Genomic DNA, 22347 nt, shown 5'->3' on the forward strand with positions numbered 1-22347 from the left:
GTCGTTTGTTATTCATAGTGATTCCCAATCTCAACTGCCATTGCGTCGCCAGGCGGTTGTTCAGAAAATTTGAATCTTTTGCGCTAATAATTTCGCTATGACGGCAATGGGCGCGCTTTTATGATTAACGGGCATGATAAGTTTTAATCTGCCGCTCATTTGTAATAAGGAATTCGATGCAACGCTACAGTCCGACACAGATAGCCCTGCACTGGCTGATTGCGCTGTTGATCATTGCCGCCCTGATCATGGGCTGGTATTTCAACAGCATGCAAATCACTTCGCCGGCCAGTTTCAAACTGAAAGCCTCTTTGATCGCCTGGCACAAATGGGTGGGCATCAGCGTGCTGGCGCTGGCCGTGCTGCGCCTGGTCTGGCGCGCGCGCCGCGGCGCGCCGGCGCCTTTGCCCGGGCAGCCGGCCTGGCAGCTCAAGGCCGCCGGTCTGATCCACGTGCTGTTGTACGCGCTGATGTTGGCCATGCCCTTGGTGGGCTGGCTGATGAGCTCGGCCAAGGGCTACCCGGTGGTATGGTTCAACCTGGTGCAACTGCCGGACCTGGTGGACAAGAACGAAGCGCTGGGCCATGTGCTGGGCTGGAGCCACGCGCTGATGGCTTACGCCATCGTCGCCATCGTCGGCCTGCACGCGCTGGCGGCATTGAAACATCACTTTATCGATCGCGACGCCACACTGGCGCGGATGTTGCCGTCCTGTCGCAAAGGAGATCCTCAAGCATGAAATTTCTGACTTCCCTCGCCCTGAGCGCCGCCGTGGCGCTGGCCATGGCGCCGGCCCAGGCCGCGCAAACGCTGAACGCGGCCAAGAGCACGCTGGGCTTTACCTTCAAGCAGATGAACGTGCCCACCGAAGGCCGCTTCAAGAGCTTCGCCGCCAACGTCAGCTTCGACGCCGCCAAGCCGGAGGCCACCAAGGCGGTGTTCACCGTGGACCTGGGCAGCGTGGACGTGGGCAGCGCCGACGGCAACACCACGGTGCGCGGCGCGTCCTTCTTCAATATCGCCAGCCTGCCCAAGGCCACCTTCACCGCCAAATCGGTGAAGGCCCTGGGCGGCGGCAAGTTCGAAACCCGCGGCACCCTGAGCCTGAAGGGCGTCAGCCGCGAGGTGGTGTCCACCTTCACCGCCGCCAGCGCGGGCAATGAAACCACGCTGCAAGGCAGCTTCCCGCTGCAACGCCTGCAGTTCAAGGTGGGCGACGGCGCTTGGGACGACACCGAGGCGATCGCCGATCTGGTGACCGTCAAATACAAATTCGTTCTGACCGGCAAGTGATCTTGCCTTTCTTTACCCTGGAGAAAACCGACGTGACGACCAAAATGAAAACTCTGTTTGCCGCCGTGATGACGCTGGGCGTGCTGGGCAGCGCGCAAGCCGCCCCGGTCACTTACGAAGTGGACAGCTCGCACACCCATGCCGGCTACTCGCTGAGCCACCTGGGCTTTTCCACGCTGAGCGGCCGTTTCAACGACACCAAGGGCACCGTGGTGCTGGACCAGGCCAAGAAAACCGGCTCGGTGGACATCGTGATCAAGACCGCCAGCCACGACAGCGGCTGGGCGGCGCGCGACAAGCACATCGCCAGCCCGGACTTCCTGGACGTTGAGAAGTACCCGACCATCACGTTCAAATCCGACAAATTCACCTTCAACGGCGACAAGCTGGCGGCGGTGGACGGTCAACTGAGCCTGCACGGCGTGACCAAGCCGGTGATGCTGACGGTGACCAACTTCAAGTGCGTGGATTCCCATCCGATGGCCAAGAAGCCGTGGTGCGGCGCCGACGCCACCGCCACCATCAAGCGCAGCGAGTTCGGCGTGGGCGCTTACGCGCCGGCGGTGGGCGACGATCTGCAGCTGAACATCACCATCGAAGCCGGCAAGAAGTAAGTGGATTCGATAAAGCGCCGGAGAGCTTGTCCGGCGTCAAAAAAACCCGAGTCGAAAGACTCGGGTTTTTTATGGACGTCGTTGCGGGGGATCAGGTCAGGCTCAGCACGATGGGGGCCAGCCAATCGGACAGCCACATCACCAGCAGGGGGCTGATCACGGTCATGCCGCCGAACACTGTCCAGGGCAGACGCGCTTCCGGCTGACGGCGCATCACGTACAAGAGCGCGCGGTAACAGGCGTAGCTGACGACCATGATCAGCGGCGGAGCCATCAGGTAGGACAGCAGCGGCCGCCAGTCCAGCAAGCGTGAAAAAGCGACGATGCCCAGATGCAGGCTGAGCTGGCTGGCCATCAGCGCCGCCAGCTGCGGCTGGCGTTCGGGGAAGGCCAGGCCAAGCCGGCTGACCCGCAAGCTGCTGGCGGACCACAGCACGGCGGCGATGCCCAGCCAGGCGTAGGCGTAACAGAAGGGCAGCAACACCGGCGACAGCACGGTGAGGAAGGGGTCCGCGCGGAAGATCAGCGCCAGGATGAAGAAGGACGCCGCGAAGCATAGCTGGGCGATGCCGTCGCGGCTGGCGATCAAGCGCCACAGAATGTGCAGGTAGAACAGCGCGACCAGAACGAGCAGGAACCAACCGGTGGGCGTCGCCGTCATTGAGCCTCCAGTACGCGGATCAGGACGGCGGACACCTGCTCGCCTATCTGGGCCAGGTAGTGGGTGTGCATGTCGAAGGTGAAGCGTTGCGGATCGTCCGACGCCAGCGCCAGCAGGCCGAAGGCCTGACCCTTGCCGTCGCGCAGCGCCAGTTGGGCGAAGGACTGCAATACCGGCGCGGCCGGGAACCAGGCCAGTACGTCGTCGTTGACGTAGGGGCCGCAATAGGGCGCGGACAGGTTGCGCGCCAGCGCGGCCACCTCGCTGCGGGCGTCGTAGGCCGGGCCGGCGGACTCCGCCGCCGGATGCCACAGCCGCAGCGCCACGCGCTTCAGCTTGAAATGCTCGGCGAAGCAGGCGGGCAGCGCGTTCAGCACGTCTTGCAGGCTCAGGCAGGCTTGCAGCGTCAGCGCCAATTGATGGGCGCTGGCGATGATGCGGTCGTTGGCTTCGCTGTGGCGGATCAACTGCTGCAAACGCGATTCCAACTGGCGGTTGCGGTCCTTCAGGTCCAGCATTTGGCGTTCCGCCAGCGAGACCACCACGCGGTCTTGCGGCGCGCCGCCCGGCTTCAGGCCGAGTCTTTCGGCATGGTGGGCGAGAAAGTCCGGGTGTTGGTCCAAAAACGCCAGCACATCATCTGTCTGCATGATTCATAACCCCCTATACGGCTGTGTTGTTGTTGCGAGCCCGCCGCCGTTTGCCGGCGGCGGGCCGTTAAATCTCGATTTCGCCCTGGAACACGGTGACGGCGGGGCCGGTCATGGTGACCGCGGCGTCGTCGGCCGGCCATTCCACCGTCAGTTCGCCGCCGCGGGTGTGCACCCGCACGCGCCGGTCCAGCAGGCCGCGGCGGATGCCGGCCACCACCGCCGCGCAGGCGCCGGTGCCGCAGGCCAGCGTTTCGCCGGCGCCGCGTTCAAACACGCGCAGACGGATTTCATCGCGGGCGAGCACCTGCATGAAGCCGGCGTTGACCCGTTCCGGGAAGCGGGGATGGTTTTCGATGGCCGCGCCGACGCGCGTCACCGGAGCCAAGGCTACATCTGCGACTACCTGCACCGCGTGGGGGTTCCCCATCGACACCACGCTGACAGACAAGGTCGCATCCTCGACTTGCAAATCGTGGCATACAGCCTCGCGCTCGGCCTGGAACGGAATCTCGTCCGGAGCGAAGCGCGGCCGGCCCATGTCCACCCGGGCCTGGCCGTCGCCCAGATACTCCGGCGCGATCACGCCCTTGGCGGTTTCCACCCGGATCCGCGATTTGGCGGTGAGGCCGCGGTCAGACACGAATTTGGCGAAGCAGCGCGCGCCGTTGCCGCATTGCTCCACCTCGCCGCCGTCGTTATTGAAGATGCGGTAGCGGAAATCGTTGTCCGGAGAGCGCGGGGGCTCCACCAGCAGTAATTGATCGAAGCCGATGCCGAAGTGGCGATCCCCCAGCTGACGGATGCGCTCCGCGCTCAGGGGAATGGTTTGACTCACGCCGTCGACAACCATGAAGTCGTTGCCGAGGCCGTGCATTTTGGTGAAGTGCAATTTCATTGGCGCGCCAGATCCTGCGTAAACAAGCGGCCCGCTATCGGGCCGGCGGTCGGGCGGCGGGCCGCGCGCGCGGAAGCGCGGACGGGGCGTCGCCGCCAATAAGGCAGGTTAGCACAGTGGCGTAGATAGAGGTACAGGTGCGCGCTCAGGCGCTGCTCAGCGGCTTGCCGGGCGGGGCGCCCGCGCCGGCGTAGGCCTGCAGGGCCGCGCTGGACGCGGCCGTCTGCGGCATGGCTTCGCCGCCGGCTTGAACTGCGGCGGCTTGCGCGTCGGCGGCGGCGGCCTGGCCGGCGTCGTCGATCAGCGAGCCGGACGAAGACGCCGGCGCGTCTTGTCCGGTGGCGAGCTTGAGCGTGTCCTCGGCGGCGTCGCCGGACTGGCTGAGCTTGAGCTGCATTTGCATCAGCAGCAGCCGGATCAGCGTCGCCATGCCCAGGCGTGGACGGCTGGTTTGAGCGGGCTCCGGCGTCGGCTCCGGGGCGGCCGGCGCATGCTCGAGGTCGAAGGCGGCGGCGTCTGCGGCGCGGGGCCTTGGGGAGAGGGAGGGCGGCGTTATCGGCGTGGAATGGATTTTCATTTCAACGGTAAAAATAATAAGCCGGACCCGGCTTAAACCGAGGTCCGGCGGGAAAAGGGCGTTCAGCCCGCGGAAGCTTGAGTCTGGCCGGCGTCGCCGCTATTGGCCTGGTAGGCGGCCAGCGCCGCCTGAACCTGAGCGCCGCCATGGTGATGGTGGCGATGGTGAGGCGGCTGGTTTTGCGCCGCCGTCTGCAAGCTTTGCTGCAACTGCTGGTAATCCTGCTGCGCCTGCTTAAGGTTGCCGCTGCCCAGATCCTGGCCCAGGTTGTTGAACAGCGAGTTGGGCGATGAGGCCGAGGAGGCGCCGCTCAGCGCGCTTAAGGCGTCGTCGGCGTCGCTATTGCCCGAACCGCCGAAGCTGGCCGCCTGCAACTGGCTCAGCATCTGCTGGAACAGCACGGCCAGATCGCCGTTGCCGCCGGCATTGCTGGCTGACGCGTCGCCGGCGGCGGCGACGCTGCCGTCGGTCTGCATGGAGTTGATCAGGCTGGCGAAGTCCTGGCCGCCGGCGTTGGCGGCGTTTGAGCCGCTTGTCGCGCCGCCGGACGCCGCGGACTGCAGGCTGGCGAGGGCTTGCTGCGCGCCGCCCAGATCGCCTTGCCGCACGTCGTTGATCATGGTCTGGAAATCCTGGCGGCGCTGCTGGTGAACGGCTTTACGTTGTTGCCAGGCGTTGCCGCCGGTGTCGATGCCGCTGGTATTGCTGACTGACATGAATGTTCTCCCGCAAAGTCATGATGGAGTTGTCGGTCGTGAGCCTCACGGAGCAGCTCGACTTCCATTGCCGGCCTGGTTCTGACGTTTTGCCGGCGCGGGCGGCAATCCATGCCGCCGTGGCGGAGAGAATTGCCGTCTGGCGGCGAGTTTGGCCTGTTTTCGCGTCAGAACAAGGACTTGACCCGTTGCCAGTTGCAAACGGCGTGCCAGCCTTGCGGGGAGATTCTGTTAATTTCCGTGAGACAAGCAGTCTCGTTCGGATGGTCTTGTTATAAACAAGTCAGCCCTCTGAACCGCCGGGATGCCGTCATGCGTTTTGCCATTACCTTGTCCGATCGCTTCAAGCCGGTGCTGGACGTGTTCCTGCACGCCGGCTGGCAGCCGTTGAAGTTGTTCTGCACCCCGGTGGACCATCGCATGCATCACCACAAGGAGTCGCTGGCGGCGGCGGAGCGCCTGGGCGTGCCGGTGCAGCTGTCGCGGATGCGCGAGCGCGATTTGCTGGAGCTGGCGGAGCAGGATTGCGAAGTCCTGCTGGTGGCCAGCTACAACTGGCGGGTGCCGGACTGGGAGCCTTATCTGAATTACGCAGTTAACTTCCATCCGTCGCCGCTGCCCATCGGCCGCGGGCCTTACCCCATGGTGAAGGCGATCCTGGACGGCCATAGACAATGGGGCTGCAGCTGTCACCAATTGACCCGGGAAATGGACGCCGGCGATGTGCTGGCGCAGGAGCAGTTCGCGCTGAGGCCGGACGAAACCCATGAATCGCTGGACGCGAAACTGCAACTGGCGTTGTACCGGCTGGCGGGGCGAGTGGCCGGCGACTTCGCCTCTTTATGGGATCAGGCCCAGCCGCAAGGCGAAAACAGCAGCTATTGGCCGCTGTGGCGGGACGAAGAACGGGTGTTGGATTTCAGCCTGCCGGTGGAGGACGTCATGCGTCGAGTGCGCGCCTTCGGCGATTTCGAATGCCTGGCCGCGGTCAACGGCGTCACCGTGCACGTGCACCGCGCGCAAGGCTGGCGAGAGAGCCACGCTTACCCGCCGGGCTCCTTGATCCTGTCCAATGCGCTGAGCCTCCTGGTGGCCGCCGCCGACGGCATGGTGCTGATCAGCGAATGGAGCCTGAACCCGCCCGGCGGCGTCAGCGGCCGGCTGAGGGGGTGAGGTGAGGCGGTGTAGACCTTCGCTGAAATTTTTTTCATTGGCCACCTAAACTTTTTATCGATCGCCTAGATAAGACTCTCCGAACAGTCCAATTTCCGGGGGTCAGCATGGTTGCAGTGGTGGCGGGTGTGGGTTTGGGTTTGCAGAACAGTTCGTTGGCGGCCTTGGGCGGGCAGGGTCAGTTGGGCGAGGCCGCCTTCGGCCGCGGCGGCGAACGGGTCTACGTCAACGCCGGCAACGGCAACCTGGTGCTGCAGCGCCGCGACGAATTCCTCGCCGGCAACGGGCTGCCGATCCAGCTGGTCCGCACCTACAACAGCCAGGGGCAGGGCGGCGACGCCGGCAACTGGCGCCTGGGCTACAGCCGCCAGCTGTTCGACTTCAGCGGCGTCCCGGGCAGCGCCGGCTCGCAACTGCGCCGTCAGGCCGAGGACGGCAGCGACACCCTGTACCGCTACGACGCGGCGCGCGGCCTCTACCTGGCGCAAGGCGGCGCCGGGGCCGAAGACACCGTGCGCTGGGACGGCCAGGCCTGGATCTGGACCGACGGCGACAGCCAGAGCCAGGAGCGTTACGACAGCGCCGGCCGGCTGCAGCAAGTGCAAAGCCGCGACGGCCAGACCGTCGCGCTGGGCTACGACGGCGCCGGCCGCATCGTCAGCCTGCGCAGCGCCGACGGCGAGACGCTGTTCATCGACTACGACGCCCAGGGCCATCTGAGCCAGCTGCGCAGCGTGTACCGCGACGGCGAGCAGAACAAGACCCTGACCCGCACCCGCTACGGCTACGACGAGCAGAACCGGCTGAGCAGCGTCACCACCGACCTCAGCCCCGACGACAATAGCGTCGCCGACGGCCAGGTCTACACCACCCGCTATGTGTACGACGGCGCCAGCCAGCGGCTGGCCAGTCTGCAGCAGAGCGACGGCAGTCGGCTGGACTTCGCCTACGCGCAGGTGGACGGCGATTACCGCGTGCTCAGCGTCAGCGACGTGCGCGGCGAGCAGACGTTGACCACCACCTTCGACTACGACGCCGCGGGGCAGCGCACCGTGGTCCGCGACGCCGCCGGACTGCGCACCGAACTGAACTACCGCGACGGCCTGCTGCAACGGGTGGCCGGCGGCGGCGTCGAGCAACGCTTCGACTACGACGGCCACGGCCGAGTCAGCGCGATCACCGACGGCCGCGGCCAAACCGCCCGTTTCGACTACGACGCCGCCGGCAACCGCGTCGGCGTGCGCGACGCGCAGAACCAGCAGACCCGACGCCGTTACAACGCCCAGAACCAGCTGCTGAGCGAAACCGTCGACGGCGCCGGCACCCGGCGCAACGTCTACGACGCCAGCGGCCTGCGGCTGCGCTTCAGCCTCAGCGCCGAAGGCCGGGTGGAAGAGCGCCGCTACGACGCCCAGGGCCGCGAAGTCAGCCGGCTGCTGTACCAGGGCGGCGTGTTCGCCGGCGCCGACGACGCCACCGGCGAAGCCGAACTGCAAGCCTGGGCGGCAAAGCAGGACCTGTCCCGCGTCGAACGCAGCGACACCGGCTACGACCTGCGCGGTCTGGTGGCCAGCACCACCCGCTACGCCACCCTGGACGCCGAGGGCAAGGGCGTGGCCGACGGCCGGCACAGCAGCGTGCGCTACGTCTACGACCCGGCGGGCAATCTGCTGCAGAAGCTGGACGGCGTCAGCGGCGCGGTGTTGGCCGACTACCTCTACGACGGCCTGAACCGCGTGGTGCGCAGCCGGGACGGCGCGGGCGTGGCCACCACCACCGTCTACCAGGACGCGCAGCGGCAGACCCGGGTCAGCCTGAGCAACGGCCTGAGCACGGTGAGCAGCTACGACGCGGCCGGCCAGTTGCTGGCCGTGGTGCAGCAAGACGCCGGCGGCCCGCTGGGCACCGCGCGCAGCGAATACAATGCGCGCCACCAGCCGGTCAGGCTGATCGACGCCAACGGCGCGGCCAGCGTCCTGCTCTACGACGAACGCGGCCGCAAGGTCGGCCAGATCGATCCTGCCGGCGACGTCACCGAATGGCGCTACAACGGCAACGACCAGATCATCGCCAGCCTGCGCTACGCGACCCGGATCGACATCGCCCGGCTGAGCGGCGACCCGGCGGCGCTGTCGCTGGCCGCGCTGCGGCCGGCGGCGAATCCGGCGGAGGACCGCGTCGAGCGCCGGCTGTACGACAGCCTGGGCCGCCTGATCCAAACCATAGACGCCGAAGGCGGCGTCGAGCGCCATCAATACGACGCCGCCGGCCGGCTGACCCGCAGCACCCGCTACGCCACGCGGCTGAGCGCCGAACAACTGGCGGCGCTGGCGAGCCAGCCCGGCGAACTGGACCCGGCCGACGCCCAACTGCAGCCGACGGCCGATCCGGCCGGCGACCGCGTCAGCCGCCGCTACTACGACCGCGACGGCCTGCTGCTGGCCAGCCTGGACGGCGAAGGCTATCTGAGCGAAACCCGCTACGACGGCGCCGGCCGCGCGATCGAAACCGTGCGCTACGCGCAGCGCGCCCGCGCCGGCGACACGCTGGAGGCCCTGCGCCCGGCCAGCGACGGCGCCGACCAACGCACGCGCAGCCTGTACGACGGCGCCGGCCGGCTGGTGGGCCGGATCGACGCCGAAGGCTACCTCGACGAAACCGTTTACGACGGCCAAGGGCGCATTGCGCAAACGATACGCTACGCCACCCGCGTCGGCGGCGGCGACACGCTGGCCGCGCTGCGCCCGGCGGCCGACCGCAACGACCGCCAAGTGCAGCGCCAATACGACGCCGCCGACCGGCTGCTGCGCGAAGAGCACCGGCCGAGCGGCCTGATCGTCCGCTACCAATACGACGCCCAAGGCCAAGTGATCGCCGTCACCCGCCAGGCCGGCGACGACGCGCGCAGCCAGCTCAAGCGCTACGACAGCCAGGGCCGGGTGACGCAAGAACTGGCCGGCGAAGGCGCCCAGGCGCTGGCCGCGCTCGGCGCCGACGCCGGCGCCCCGCAAATCGACGCCGTCTGGGCGCGCTGGGGCACCCGCCACTACTACAACGCCGGCGGCCAACGCACCGCCAGCCTGGGCCCCGACGGCCAGGGCGGCGCCGGCGCGCGCACCCTGTACTACTACGACGCCGCCGGCCGCCTCAGCCACACCCTCAACAGCCTGGGCGAAATCAGCGAAGTGCGCTACAACGCCTTCGGCGACGTCGTCGCCACCCAGCGTTACGCCACTCGGCTTGGCGCCGGCGCGCTGGCCGCGCTGAACGGCGGCAACCAAAGCGGCCTGCCCGGCGGGCTGAGCAGCGAGGCCGACCGCCTCGAAACCAGCCAATACAACCGCCTGGGCCAACGCATCGCCGCCGGCGACCGCCTGAACGCCGAACGCGAACAATGGAGCTACAACGCCTTCGGCGAAGCCGTGGCTTACCGGCAGCGGCTGGACGCCGCGCGCAGCAGCGTGCAGACCAGCGCCTACGACCGGCGCGGCCTGCTGCAAAGCCAGACCCGCGACGCCGAAGGACTGGCGCTGGGATCAAGCTCGAGCTACGACGCCTTCGGCCGGCAGACCGAGCGCGTCGACGCCAACGGCCACCGCAGCCGGATCGACTACGACAAACTGGGCCGCCAGATCAGCGTCCAGGACCCGCAAGGCGGCCGTCAAAGCCACGCCTACGACGCCTTCGGCCGGGTGCTGCGCCAGATCGACGCGCTGGGCCGCGCCACCACCACCGCCTACGACGACGCCAGCGGCCGCGTCACCGTCACCCAGGCGGACGGCGTCCAGACCATCACCCAGAAGAACGGCCACGGCGACACCGTGCAACTGATCGACGGGCTGGGTCAGGCGACGACCTACCAATACAACCGCGACGGCCAAGTGCTGAGCACCACCACGCCGGCGGGAACCACCCGTAGCGGCTACGACAGCGCCGGTCATCAGATCGAGAGCGTCGACGCCAACGGCACCCGCACCGTCTACCAATACGACGCGGCGGGCCGGGTGCTGCAACGCACCGTGGACCCGGACGGCCTGAAACTGAGCAGCCGCACCGAATACGACGCGGAGGGCCGCGTGCTGCGGCAAACCGAGCCCAACGGCCGGGTGACCGAACAGCGCTACGACGCGGCGGGCCGGCTGCACAGCCTGATCGTCGATCCGGACGGGCTCAAGCTGACGACCACCTACGGCTACGACGCCCAGGGACGGCAGATCCGGGTGACGGAAGCGGCGGGGACGGTGCAGGCGAAGACCACCGAATACGAATACGACGGCGCCGGTCGTCGGGTGCGGGAGACGGTGGACCCGGAGGGGCTGAAGCAGAGCACGGTGTACCAATACGACGGCCAGGGCAATGTGGTGTCCAAGACCGACGCGATGGGCAAAGTTGCTCGCTACGTGTATGACGTTGTGGATCGCCAGACTTTTAGCATTGATGCTGCAGGCTATGTGACCGAACGCATCTACGACGCCGTCGGCAATGTCGTCGAAACCCGGCGTTACGCCGACAAACTCGACGCCAGCGCGCCGCGAGGCCCGACAGCGACCACCCACAGCGGCAAACAGGCGGTACGCATCGGGCATCAGGCCGGCACCAACAATGCGATCAACCACGACATCGGCCGCTTCCAAAAGGGCGACACCGTTACCGCCAGCGTTTGGTTCAAAACCGACAGCGAGACCAAGGGGCATCTGTTCCTGGGCAATCTGGGCGGCTCCCAGCCCTATAACAATGCCGTGGAGAGCATCGAGTATGGCAACGACGGCTGGCGTAAGCTGACGGTCAGCCGCACGCTGAGTGAAGACCTAGCCCTCAACATCCATATCTACGGCCCTCGAGATGGCGCGCCGAATCCGGCGGGCCACTCGGTGTTCTACGACGATTTGAGAGTGGAGAGCGTACAGCGCGGTGTGGTGCTGATCGATGGTTTCGAAGATGGCATCAACGGTTGGCATAAAGATGGCACCAGCGAACTGAGCGTGGCCAGCGTGCCGCTGAGTTCGGAAGATTGGACCGATGCGACGCTGCGGCAATATCTAAGCAGCCGGCCGGGTGGGGTGCAGCAACGGAGCCGTACGGTTTACGACACAGTGGGACGCGCCACCTACAGTCTCGATGGCGAAGGCTATGTGACCGAACGCGTCTATGACGCCGTCGGCAATGTCGTCGAAACCCGGCGCTACGCCGACAAACTCGACGCCAGCGCGCCGCGAGGCCCGACAGCGACCACCCACAGCGGCAAACAGGCGGTACGCATCGGGCATCAGGCCGGCACCAACAATGCGATCAACCACGACATCGGCCGCTTCCAAAAGGGCGACACCGTCACCGCCAGCGTTTGGTTCAAAACCGACAGCGAGACCAAGGGGCATCTGTTCCTGGGCAATCTGGGCGGCTCCCAGCCCTATAACAACGCTGTCGAGAGCATCGAGTATGGCAACGACGGCTGGCGTAAGCTGACCGTCAGCCGCACGCTGAGCGAAGACCTAGCCCTCAACATCCACATCTACGGCCCTCGAGATGGCGCGCCGAATCCGGCCGACCATCCGGTGTTCTACGACGATCTGAGAGTGGAAAGCGTGCAGCGCGGCGTGGTGCTGATCGATGGTTTCGAAGATGGCATCAACGGTTGGCATAAAGATGGCGCGAGCGAACTGAGCGTGGCCAGCGTGCCGCTGAGTTCGGAAGATTGGACCGATGCGACGCTGAGGCAATATCTGAGCAGCAGGCCGGGTGGGGTGCAGCAACAGAGTCGCACCGTTTACGACGCTGCCGGGCGGCAGCGCTTTGCGATCGATCCTCAGGGCTACCTGACGGAAACGCGCTACGGCGCGGCGGGTCAAGTCATTCAGACCCGGCGTTACGCGCAGGCCTTGAGCCTGGATCGTTCCCTTAGCCTGGCTCAACTCGAAGCCATGACGGCTCAGGCGTCCACCCCTCCCACCTTCAACGGTACCGCGGGTACCCAGGACAACGGCCGTCTTCACCTCATCAGCAAGTCGGAAACCGGCGGCAGTTGGGCCTCCCTCAACAGCGCGCGGCAAATGCCGGCGGGTAGCGCTTACCAGTTCGACCTGACGCCGAACCAGATTCAGTCTTCGCTGCATGCGATGCTAGAGAACGTGGGCGGTAAAACCGCACGTCTGGCGATCCTGCTCCAGCCCGACGGCCTCGTCTACGCCCAAATCGCCAACGCCAACGATCAATGGCGCGCCGTGCCGATGGGGGCGTACCAGGCGGGCGTCACCTACACCGTTGAACTGACGACGAACAAGACCGGCGGAACAATACGCTTCTACCCCAAAGGCGGCGATCGCCGGCAAGGCTATCGCTATGACGTCACGGGTGAGTATGACTGGTCCACCGTGCAACTGCGCTTTGCGACCCAGCGCGACCCTGGCTTGACGGTGGAAACCACTGCCGATATCGACAATATCGAAGAGCGGGGGCTTGAAGCGCAGAGCACCTCCTATGCTTACGACGCCGTCGGCCGCCTGATCGGCGAAACTCGCGGCGACGGCAAACAGCAGGCCAGCACCACCTACCAGCTGGACGCCTTGGGCAAACGCATCGTCGAAATCGATGCCAATGGCCACACCACCCGTCGCGACTACGACCTGCTCGGCCGGCTGATCCGCGAAACCGACGCGCTGGGCGGCGTCACCGTCACCGAATACGACGCAGCCGGCAACGCGGTCAAGATCACCGACCCGCGCGGCTACAGCGGCTACAACTATTACGACGCGCTCGGCCGCCAGACCCTGCACATCGATCCCGAAGGCTACGCCACCGCCACCGAGTACGACGCGCTCGGTCATACCACCCGCATCACTCGCTACGCCCAGCGCGTCGACACCGCCGCGCTCAAACCCGGCCTGACGCCAACCCTGATCGTCGACGCCCAGCGCGATACGGTGACCCGGATCGAACACGATGCGCTGGGACGGCAAACCGTCCTCACCGACGCCGAAGGCGGCATCGAGCGGATGGAGTACGACGGTCTGGGCAACAAGACCGCCTACACCAACCAACTGAACGGCGGCTATCGCTACGTCCACGACGCGCAGGGCCGGGTGCTCAAAGAGACCAGTCCGCTGGGCATCGTCAAACGCTTCGAATACGACGGCTTCGGCAACCGCACGCTGCAAGTGGAAGCCGAAGGCAAGCCGGAACAGCGCACCACCCGCTACCAATACGACGCCAACAACCGGCTGATCCGCCAGACCAGCGACGCGCTGCCGATCTACACCCTGGACGGCGGCGAAGCCACGGTCAGCCCCAGCCAAAGCTGGCGCTACGACGCCGCCGGCCGGCAGATCGAATTCACCGACGCCAACGGCAAGATCACCCGCAGCCGCTACGACGCGCTGGGGCGCAAGGTGGCGGAGCGCAACGGCGACGGCGTGCTCCGCGAATGGGACTACGACGCGGCGGGCAACGTCCTCGTCCAGCGCGTCTACGCCAGCCCGGTGAGCCTGTCGGCGGACGGCGGCGTGCCGGCGCCGGCGAATGCCGACGTCCGCGAAACCCGCTACGTCTACGACGGCAACAACCGCCTGATCGAAACCCGCCTGCCGGCGCAAAGCGTCGGCCAGGGCACGGCCAACGGCGGCTACACCGAGTCAACCCAAGACCTGATCAGCCGCCAGCGCTACGACGCCAACGGCAACCTGATGGAAAGCATTGACGCCCGCGGCGGCAGCCAGCGTCACTACTACGACCGCGCCGGCCGCAAACGGCTGAGCGTCGACGCCGCCGGCTATGTCACCGCCTGGGACTACGACGCCGCCGGCCGGGCCATCCGCGAAACCCGCTACGCCAGCGCCCTGAGCGGCGCTTACGACAGCGCCACCCCGCTGGACACGCTGCGTCAGCAGCTCAAGCCCCACGCCGACGACCGCGTGCGCGAAACCGACTACGACCGGATGGGCCGCATCAGCGTCGAGCGCAGCCTCGGCGTCCAGATAGCCAACGCCGACGGCCAAAGCCAGAACGTGGTCACCGCCACCACTCGCTACCAGTACAACGCGCTGGGCAAGGTGACGCAAAAGACCGACGCCGCCGGCCAGGTCACCGACTGGCGCTACGACGCGCAAGGCCGGGAAACCCGACGTCAGGACGCCGCCTATACCGACTACGAAGGCCGCAGCGTGCGGCCGACCAGCGACAGCGAATACAACGGCCTGGACCAGCTCAGCCGCCAGATCCGTCGCGGCCTGGACGAGGCCAGCGAAGCCGACGACCAGATCGTGCGCTACCAATACGGCGCCGGCGGTCGGCTACTGAGCCAGACCGACGCGATGGGCAATGCCATCCGTTACGACTACGACGCCGCGGGCCAGCTGACCCGCAGCCAGCGGGCGCGGCGCCAGGCCGACGGCAGCGAAGTCAACGACGTGACCGGCTACCGCTACGACGCGGCCGGCCGCCAGACCGAAAGACGCGACCAGGCGACCGGCATGCGCTTTGAAACGCGTTACAACGCCTACGGCGAGATCGTGGGCAAACGCACCAGCGCCGATGGTCAGGGCGCGTGGCAGGAGTTCGCCGACTACGACGGCGCCGGCCGGGTGTTTCGTCGCAACGAAGGCGGGGTGACGCGCGCCTATTTGTACGACGCCAACGGCAACGCCACGCTGCAGATCGAATCGGACAGCGTGGATCTACGGCAATTGAGCCGGGATCAGATCCTGGCGGCGATCAACCGGCCGGACAGCGGGCTGCGGTTGACGATCAGCGAATACGACGGCCGCAACCAACGGGTACAGACCAAACAGCCGAAGATGGTGAACGCGCGGGACCAGGCCTTTGTGCAGGCGGAGCGCTGGGTGAGTGCGGTGCCGCAGGAGGGCAGCGGCGGAGTGGTGACGGCGGGGTCTACGAAGGCGCCGGGCGTGGCTGTAGGGAAAAACCCCCTAATAGAGGGAAGCGCATCGTTGCTGAGCACCGCGGGTTCAGGATGGGTAACGCTTAAATCCTCTCGTGTGCATGTTGAGCAACGACCGGCGCCTGGCGGAGGAGGGATGGAGCGGGCGTTGAAACGGCCAAGTTATTACAATGAGCAGTGGCTAAGAGAGTTGACATTTGAAACCCGATTACCGCCATTGCCTGCGTATGGCGATGGGCCTTTTAAAGTGCTCATCACCTTTCCCTATGCTGGTCCGGATTACCCGGCTAGCAGCTATACCCTGACGGTACCTGCAAGTGGTGTTTCTCAAGGCACGCTGACGACTTGGGTGAGGATGGGGGTTGATAACCAAGCCTCTCGTAACTATAGCGTCAAGATTTTTAAGACAGTCAATCCACCTGCTTCAGGCACATCTCAAGATTTGTTGGTGTATGCCTCCGCACGCGATAGTGAACTCAGTGTCAATGCTGCGATTTCCAGCTCCTCCACCGTTACGGTTGGTACACCCCAAATACATTTTAGAATCCCTCAGGCAAGTGCTACCCGCTTGCTGCTGCTCACCCGCCCGGCGAATAGTAGTGAGAGTTGGCAATTCACCGAAGTCCCGCCACTGAAGATCAATGGCCAGAACGTGGAAGGCCAGTTCGCCCTCGACTGGTCCGCCATGGCGCGTAAGGAGTATGAATTCCGCTACTTTGTCATGGACAATAGTGGCAAGACGCTCAGTGCGCGTCAGGGCAGGCTCAACCTCAACGACAGCGCCCCGACGATGCCCCAAAGCGACGCCGCCGTCGACAGCGCGCTGATGGACAGCAATGGCTGTATCCATCTGAGCAACCTCGGCGAGAACGCCACTGCCGGCCGCATCCGCTTCCGCACTTCCGGCGGCGAATGGAGCACGGCTCAGGCGGTGGCCGGCACCAGCGTCTCCGGCATCAAGGGGTGGTTCCTGATCAACCCCGCTCAGTACGGCCTGGCCGCCGGACAGACCTGGGAGTATGAGCTCGAGCGTCTCGACGCCAACGGCCAATCGCTGGGCGCGGTGGTCGGCGCCTTCCGTCCGGGCGAAGCGGCTTCCGTCACCCAACCGGTCGCCTGGCGCGACCAGCCGCAGATCGTTCACATCGGCGGCAATCAGCCGGCGGCGGCCACCCGTGGCCTGATCCGCTACCGCAGCGCCGGCGGCGCCTGGGCCGAAGCGCCGCTGAGTCGCGCCGCCAACGGCGAATGGGACTGGGACAGCAGCGCGCTGGCCAAGGGCTTGAGCGCGCCGACGGTGTATGAATTCGAATACCAGTTGTTCGACGCCAACGGCCTGATGCTCAACCGCGCCGGCGGTCAACTGACGCTGGGCGGCGGCGCCGTCAGCGTCAATACCAAGGGCCTGACGCTGCCGCTGATGGTCAGCTTCAATCCGCCGCAGACCCAGGCCGCCCAGCTCTTGCTGTCCTACCGGAGCAAGGGCAGCCAGGGCGCCTGGACCCAGGCCACGCTCAGCCGCAACGCCCAGGGCCAGTTCGCTTTGAACGCCGACGTGCTGGCCGCCGGCGACTACGAGTACCGCTACCAGCTGGCCGACGCCCAGGGCGCCTTGCTGACCGGCGCCGACGGCGCGGTGCTGGACGTCAGCGGCTATCTGCGCCGCCACAGCGGCGTCGACAGCGCCCGCCTCAACTGGGTGATCACCGGCACCAGCCAGAGCGAGCACAACATCATCCGCCGCCAGCAGTACAACGCCTTCGGCGAAGTGAGCAGTGAAACCGATGGCCGCGACAACACCACCACCTTCGAGTACAGCGCTTTCGGCCAACTGCTGGCCAAGCAAGACCCGCAAACCGTGATCGTCGCGGCCGGCGACAAGGCCCCGCCGCCGGTGCGCACCCTGTACCGCTACGACGCGCTGGGTAATCTGGTGGCCACCGTCGACGCCAATGGCCAGCTCAACCGCCAAAGCTGGCTGGCCGGCGGCGAACGGGGCCAGGGCAAGAGCGGCGGCGAGGCGCACGCCGACGGCGGCGTCAAACAACTGGGCTACGACGTGTTCGGCAATCTGCGTGTCAGCGTCGACGAAATCGGCCGCCGCAGCGATTACCGCTACAACGCCAACAACCAGCTGATCCGTCAGGACCGCGCCGCGCGCGCCGACGGCCGCCGCGGCTACGACGAATACGACTACGACAGCGCCGGCCAGCGTATCGCCCACCGCAGCACCAGCGACGGCAAGGACAGCCTGGCCGACACCACCCAGTACGACAGCCTGGGCCGGGTGCTGGCCACCGTCAGCGCCGCCGGGCGCCGGGTGAGCTACCGCTACCAGTGGGACGCCGCCATCGCCGGGGCCGGCGGCATCGTCGTCGGCGGCTGGCGCAGCGTCAAGACCGACGCCAACGGCCGCAGCCAGACCGACGACGTCAGCCTGTTCGGCCATAAGGTGGCCCATGTCGACCTGGGCAACCACCGCTTCAGCTACCGCTACAACCACGCCGGCCAGGTGGCCGAACAAAGCGGCAGCACCGGCCAGCGCATCACTTACCAGTACTACGGCAACGGCTATCTGAAGAGCCTGTCCGACCACGCGCTGGACAGCTACACCCTGTACGAGTACGACAACGACGGCAATAAGACCTTTGAGGGCTATACCAGCCTCAACAGCCAGAGCCGCGAGTTCTATCAGTACGCCGACATCCAGTACGACGCGCGGGGCCGGGTCACCCAGATCAAGGATCCTAAATTCCTGATCACCTACCGCTACGACGCGGTCGGCAACCGCATCAACGTCAACAGCGTCTATCACGACGGCGTCGACGGCCAGAAGCGGACCCAGGATTACTGGTACCGTTACGACAGCATGAACCGCTTCGTCACCACCAAGGGCAGCAAGATCGACGGCCAGATCAGCCGCGGCTCCCAGGGCGGCGACGGCGTCGACATCCTGTACAACGCCGCCGGCGAACGGGTGCAGGCCATCAACGCCTCTGATGGAACCACCGAGACCTACAGCTACAGCGCCGACGGCTATCTGGAGAGCACCCGCATCAACGGCAAGCTGGCCTCCCAGCGCGACAACGACCTGCTGGGACGCGCCACCGCATACCGCCAATACCGCTGGAACGGCGACGGCGGCGTCAGCAGCCAGACCCTGTCTCGTTACGACGCCGACCACAAACTGCTGCAGCAAACCCGGGACGGCGCCACCACCACCTACACCCTGATGGCGGACGGCACCGTGGCCAGCAGCGCGCAGAGCAGCAGCGGCACCACCACCACCAGCTATTACGGCTATGAATGGTGGGACGAAGCCAAGCAAAGCACCATTACCGCCCAGCCCTACAACAAGGACGCGCCGGGTTGGCAGCCGGGCTACTCCCATCTGCGCTACAACGTCAACGGCCACCTGACCGAAGCGCGTGATGAAGTGGGCCAGCGCAGCCTCCGCTACGTCAACAACGCCCAGGGCCTGGTGCTCAAGCGCGAGGAAATCGCCAAGGGCAGCACCTATAAACGGCAGGACTACTACTACCTGGACGGCAAGCAGATCGGCTCGGTGGGCAACGACGGCGCCAGCCGCGTCGACTACGCCCAGGCCTTGGCGCAAAGCCAGATCGGCAACCGCAAAGACCAGTACCGCGAAGGTCAGCCGGTGAACAGCGCCGACTTCGACCAGAACTACGAACCGATCGGTCCGAGCTACCCGGGCCAGACGCCGGGCTTCGTCACGGTGAAGGCGGGGGACACGCTGCAAAGCCTGGCGGCGGCGCTGTGGGGCGACCAGGCGATGTGGTATCTGCTGGCGGACGCCAATAGCTTGAGCGGCAGCGAGCCCTTGGCGGCGGGCCAAGTGCTGAAAGTGCCGAACAAAGTGACGAATGTGCACAACAACAGCGGCACTTACCGGGTGTATAGCCCAGGCGAGGCGATAGGGGATGTGACGCCGACGCTGCCGGATCCGCCGCCGCCGCCCATGCCCAGCTTCGATGATGGAGGCGGAGGTTGCGGCGGCTTTGGTACCATTTTTGTAGCCATTGTCGCCGTGGTGGCGGTGGTGACGCTGGGTCCGATTTTCAGCCAGGCGCTGATCCCCCTACTAGGGGCGGCGCCAGCGGCAGCAGGTGTAGCCGCGACAGCGAGCGCCGCGGCCACCTTTGCCGGCTATGCGGCAGCGGGCGCGGTGGCTTCAATGGCCAGCCAGGGCGTGGCGATGGCGATGGGGGTGCAGGATCAGTTCTCGTGGAGCCAGGTGGGCTTGAGCGCCCTTGGCGCGGGGGTGAGCGCCGGCGTGGGCGCTGGGATGTTGGGCGACTCGCTGAAAAACGCGCCGATCGCGCTGCGGGCGGCGGCGGGTAACGCCTTGACCCAGGGCGTAGCGGTGGCTACCGGCTTGCAGAAGCGCTTCAGCTGGACCGCGGTGGCGGCCAGTGGCGCGGCGGCCGGGGCCAGCGGCTGGATGGCGGAGGGCTTGGGGTGGAGCAGCGAGAATCCGGTAGCCAGTGTGGGCTACGGCACGCTGCGCGGCCTAGTGTCGGGTGGTATCCAGTCGCAGCTGACCGGCCAACGTCCTAACTGGAGCGCGATTGCGGCGGAATCGTTCGGCAGCGCGCTGGGGGACCAGGTGGTGAGCGGTATTCAGAAACGGGATCAGCAGCGGCAAGACAGCCAACAAGCGCTGGCCCAGGTCTGGGGACGTGATGGCAATGTCTTGGTGTTAAGCCCTGCCTCCGTCAAGGAGCAAGCGCGCTTCAGCGGGCGAGAGGAGATGGACGTGCCGCAGCGGGCCACGGCGGGCAAGGCGGGCGGGGCAGAGGATTTTAATTGGGAGAACACCATCGCGCTTGAGCCCGTCACTGTGACGGCTCCTCGTCCAGGTGCTTGGCAACGCATGTTGAATGCGGTGAACCGTGGCCTGGAGTGGGCGAAGTCTGGGGTTGAATGGATGCTGGGGGTGCAAGAAGTTGGCGTGACCATGGCCACTGGTCTGGTAGCGGCCCCAGCTTCAGGATATGGGATGATGTTTACCGGAGGGGATGTTGAAGCCGGGCGAAACATTGCTGCGGCTCTGACGTATCAACCCCGGCTGGGAACCTCTCAAACGATGCTGGAAGGTTTGAACAATACGGTAGGGGCGGGTTTCCGGTGGCTGGAGCAACAAGCCGGAGATGGGGGATACTGGCTAGGGAGTTTGACAGGTAACTCTCAATGGGCTGTGTGGGGGGGGACGGTAGGAACAACCTTCCCGGCTGCGGCTTCGATGTTATTAGGGCCGGGCTCTTCTGCGGTGCGTGGTGCGTTTGGTAGTGTGGGACGGTTGGGGTGGAGTGCAGGTACGCGTGAGGTGATGGGGGGCGGGGCAAGCAGTGGATTCGCGCAGCATGTGTTCCGCGATGCGGTGGATATCGCTGAGGCCAGGAGACTTGCACTTGATCCAGCGAAGAGTGGCAAGGGCAAATTAAGCATAGCTTTAGCTGAGGGTTCTGCCGCTGCGGAATTACAAAGCCTTCTTGGAGGAAGGCTTGAACGTGTAACAATTCAGAATACGGGGGCAACTGCAAAAAATGCGGATTTCGTCTTTACAAGTGGTCCACGAAATGGTTCAGCGGTAGACTTTCTTTTTACAACAGCTAACGGTACTCAGAAACAGATTGATGGTTTAAATAAGTACTTTGAGCCATATTTCAACTCTCAGACACGCGCCATCCAAACTCACTTGGAAAAGGCGTCAATTGTTCCTTTGGATATGAGGTATCTTAATTCTAGAAATCAGCAGCTATTGCTCGATCATGTCAATGGTCTGCCGCCTCATCAGCAAAATCAGATTTTCTTGATGTGGTAATGTGGTGTGCCCCAACTGTTCTGATTTTTTAGTGGTCAGAACGTCTTAATAGGATATGAAAATGGCAGGATTTATTCACATTTCTGATGAGGTTGGTTGTAGTATGGGTTCTCAGGACTTTAGGGTTCTTTTGCAAGCAATTCGCGATAGTTTTGAGGTTGATGAAGATGGGATTGTTAGTGATCTTTATGAATACTTCGATGCAACAAGTGATTGTTTGTTGGTGTTGAAAGGGAGGGATGGTTACATATTTAATTCTTTTTGCAAAGCAACTCAAATTGCGCTGAATAGAGATCCATCTCTCTATGAAGCGGTTGGTATCGATTTGATTGATGAGCTTTTAGGGAAATTAAGGTGCGACCCGAGGTATATTGATTGATTTCTCAAAAATAGAGGGTAGGGTGGGCAAGCCAAAAGACTTGCCCATGCGCTACCTTGACATCACTATTTTTGGAGCACCGTAACTTATAAGCCCAAGCCTCTGCCAAAGCCCTACTAGGGACTTTGGTCGTTCATGAGGCTCAAGCTAGTTCCTGCATCTGCATCGTAGTTTGCTGCAAGCTATGGGCGAAAGGCTCCACGGCTCCACGGCTGTACGGTGCACTCGCAGGGTGTGACACCCGGCTATAAGTCCCTCCATTTGTGAGCTTAGCCGCCGAGCGTCTCGCCGCAAGTGCTGGCAGAGTGGCTACTTCCATCTCAGCTACAACATCAACGGCCATCTGATCAAAGCACGCGGCGAAGCCAAAAACCGCAGCCTTTGCTACATCAAAAACGCTCAGGGCCTTGTGCTCAAGCGCGAGGAAATCGCCAAGGGCAGCACGACTACTACTTCCTGGACGGCAAGCAGATCGGCGCGGTGGGCAACGACGGCGCCAGCCGCGTCGACTACGCCCAAGCCTTGGCGCAGACCCCGATCGGCAACCGTAAAGACCAGTACCGCGAAGGCCAGGTGGTGCGTTTGGTAGTGTGGGGAAATTGGGCTGGGGAGGTCGTGTTGCGGGTGAAGGGGCGATATCAGGCCTG

Annotated in this window: 11 protein-coding genes; 6 read left to right on the top strand and 5 right to left on the bottom strand. The window is 64.9% G+C overall.

Features of this window, described 5'->3' with window-relative positions; translation table 11 throughout:
- The first annotated feature begins 176 nt into the window (after positions 1–176).
- The 3 genes from JC616_RS09890 to JC616_RS09900 are packed head-to-tail and all read left to right on the top strand — an operon-like array spanning position 177 to position 1908.
- Positions 177–740, top strand: coding sequence for a cytochrome b (locus tag JC616_RS09890; protein ID WP_107799389.1), 564 nt, complete (start codon positions 177–179; stop codon positions 738–740).
- The gene (locus tag JC616_RS09895; RefSeq protein WP_227107992.1) at positions 737–1294 is read left to right on the top strand and encodes a YceI family protein; all 558 of its coding nucleotides are present in this window, start codon (positions 737–739) and stop codon (positions 1292–1294) included. The genes JC616_RS09890 and JC616_RS09895 overlap by 4 nt, the downstream gene beginning before the upstream one ends.
- 44 nt (positions 1295–1338) lie before the next feature.
- The gene (locus JC616_RS09900; protein ID WP_227107994.1) at positions 1339–1908 is read left to right on the top strand and encodes a YceI family protein; all 570 of its coding nucleotides are present in this window, start codon (positions 1339–1341) and stop codon (positions 1906–1908) included.
- Positions 1909–1999: 91 nt separating this feature from the next.
- Here the strand turns inward: JC616_RS09900 and JC616_RS09905 are convergent, their stop codons facing one another.
- From JC616_RS09905 to JC616_RS09925, 5 genes are all read right to left on the bottom strand, one after another.
- Positions 2000–2569 carry a hypothetical protein gene (locus tag JC616_RS09905; protein ID WP_227107996.1) on the bottom strand — a complete coding sequence of 190 codons (570 nt, stop codon included), beginning with the start codon at positions 2567–2569 and terminating at the stop codon, positions 2000–2002.
- A complete protein-coding gene (locus JC616_RS09910; RefSeq protein ID WP_227107999.1) occupies positions 2566–3219 on the bottom strand; it encodes a DUF484 family protein in 654 nt (217 codons plus the stop codon). Before JC616_RS09910 ends, JC616_RS09905 begins: the two co-directional genes overlap by 4 nt.
- Before the next feature lie 67 nt (positions 3220–3286).
- Positions 3287–4117: a diaminopimelate epimerase gene (dapF, locus tag JC616_RS09915; protein ID WP_107799385.1), complete on the bottom strand. Its 831-nt coding sequence runs from the start codon at positions 4115–4117 to the stop codon at positions 3287–3289.
- A 145-nt stretch (positions 4118–4262) separates the two neighbouring features.
- On the bottom strand, positions 4263–4694 hold the full coding sequence (locus tag JC616_RS09920; protein WP_227108000.1) for a hypothetical protein: 432 nt from the start codon (positions 4692–4694) through the stop codon (positions 4263–4265).
- Positions 4695–4756: 62 nt separating this feature from the next.
- Positions 4757–5410 (bottom strand): hypothetical protein, encoded by a 654-nt coding sequence (locus tag JC616_RS09925; RefSeq protein WP_227108002.1) that lies wholly within the window; start codon positions 5408–5410, stop codon positions 4757–4759.
- Positions 5411–5722: 312 nt separating this feature from the next.
- On the opposite strand from JC616_RS09925, the gene JC616_RS09930 reads away from it, so the two are divergent.
- The 3 genes from JC616_RS09930 to JC616_RS09940 all read left to right on the top strand — a co-directional run bounded on the left by JC616_RS09930 (position 5723) and on the right by JC616_RS09940 (position 21700).
- On the top strand, positions 5723–6583 hold the full coding sequence (locus tag JC616_RS09930; RefSeq protein ID WP_107799382.1) for a methionyl-tRNA formyltransferase: 861 nt from the start codon (positions 5723–5725) through the stop codon (positions 6581–6583).
- Between the two features lie 107 nt (positions 6584–6690).
- Positions 6691–21321 carry a LysM peptidoglycan-binding domain-containing protein gene (locus JC616_RS09935; RefSeq protein ID WP_227108004.1) on the top strand — a complete coding sequence of 4877 codons (14631 nt, stop codon included), beginning with the start codon at positions 6691–6693 and terminating at the stop codon, positions 21319–21321.
- Positions 21322–21382: 61 nt separating this feature from the next.
- Complete coding sequence (locus tag JC616_RS09940; RefSeq protein WP_227108005.1) at positions 21383–21700, top strand: hypothetical protein; 318 nt, start codon at positions 21383–21385, stop codon at positions 21698–21700.
- Positions 21701–22347 lie beyond the last annotated feature (647 nt).

The sequence above is a fragment of the Chromobacterium rhizoryzae genome (assembly GCF_020544465.1).
Classification (GTDB): domain Bacteria; phylum Pseudomonadota; class Gammaproteobacteria; order Burkholderiales; family Chromobacteriaceae; genus Chromobacterium.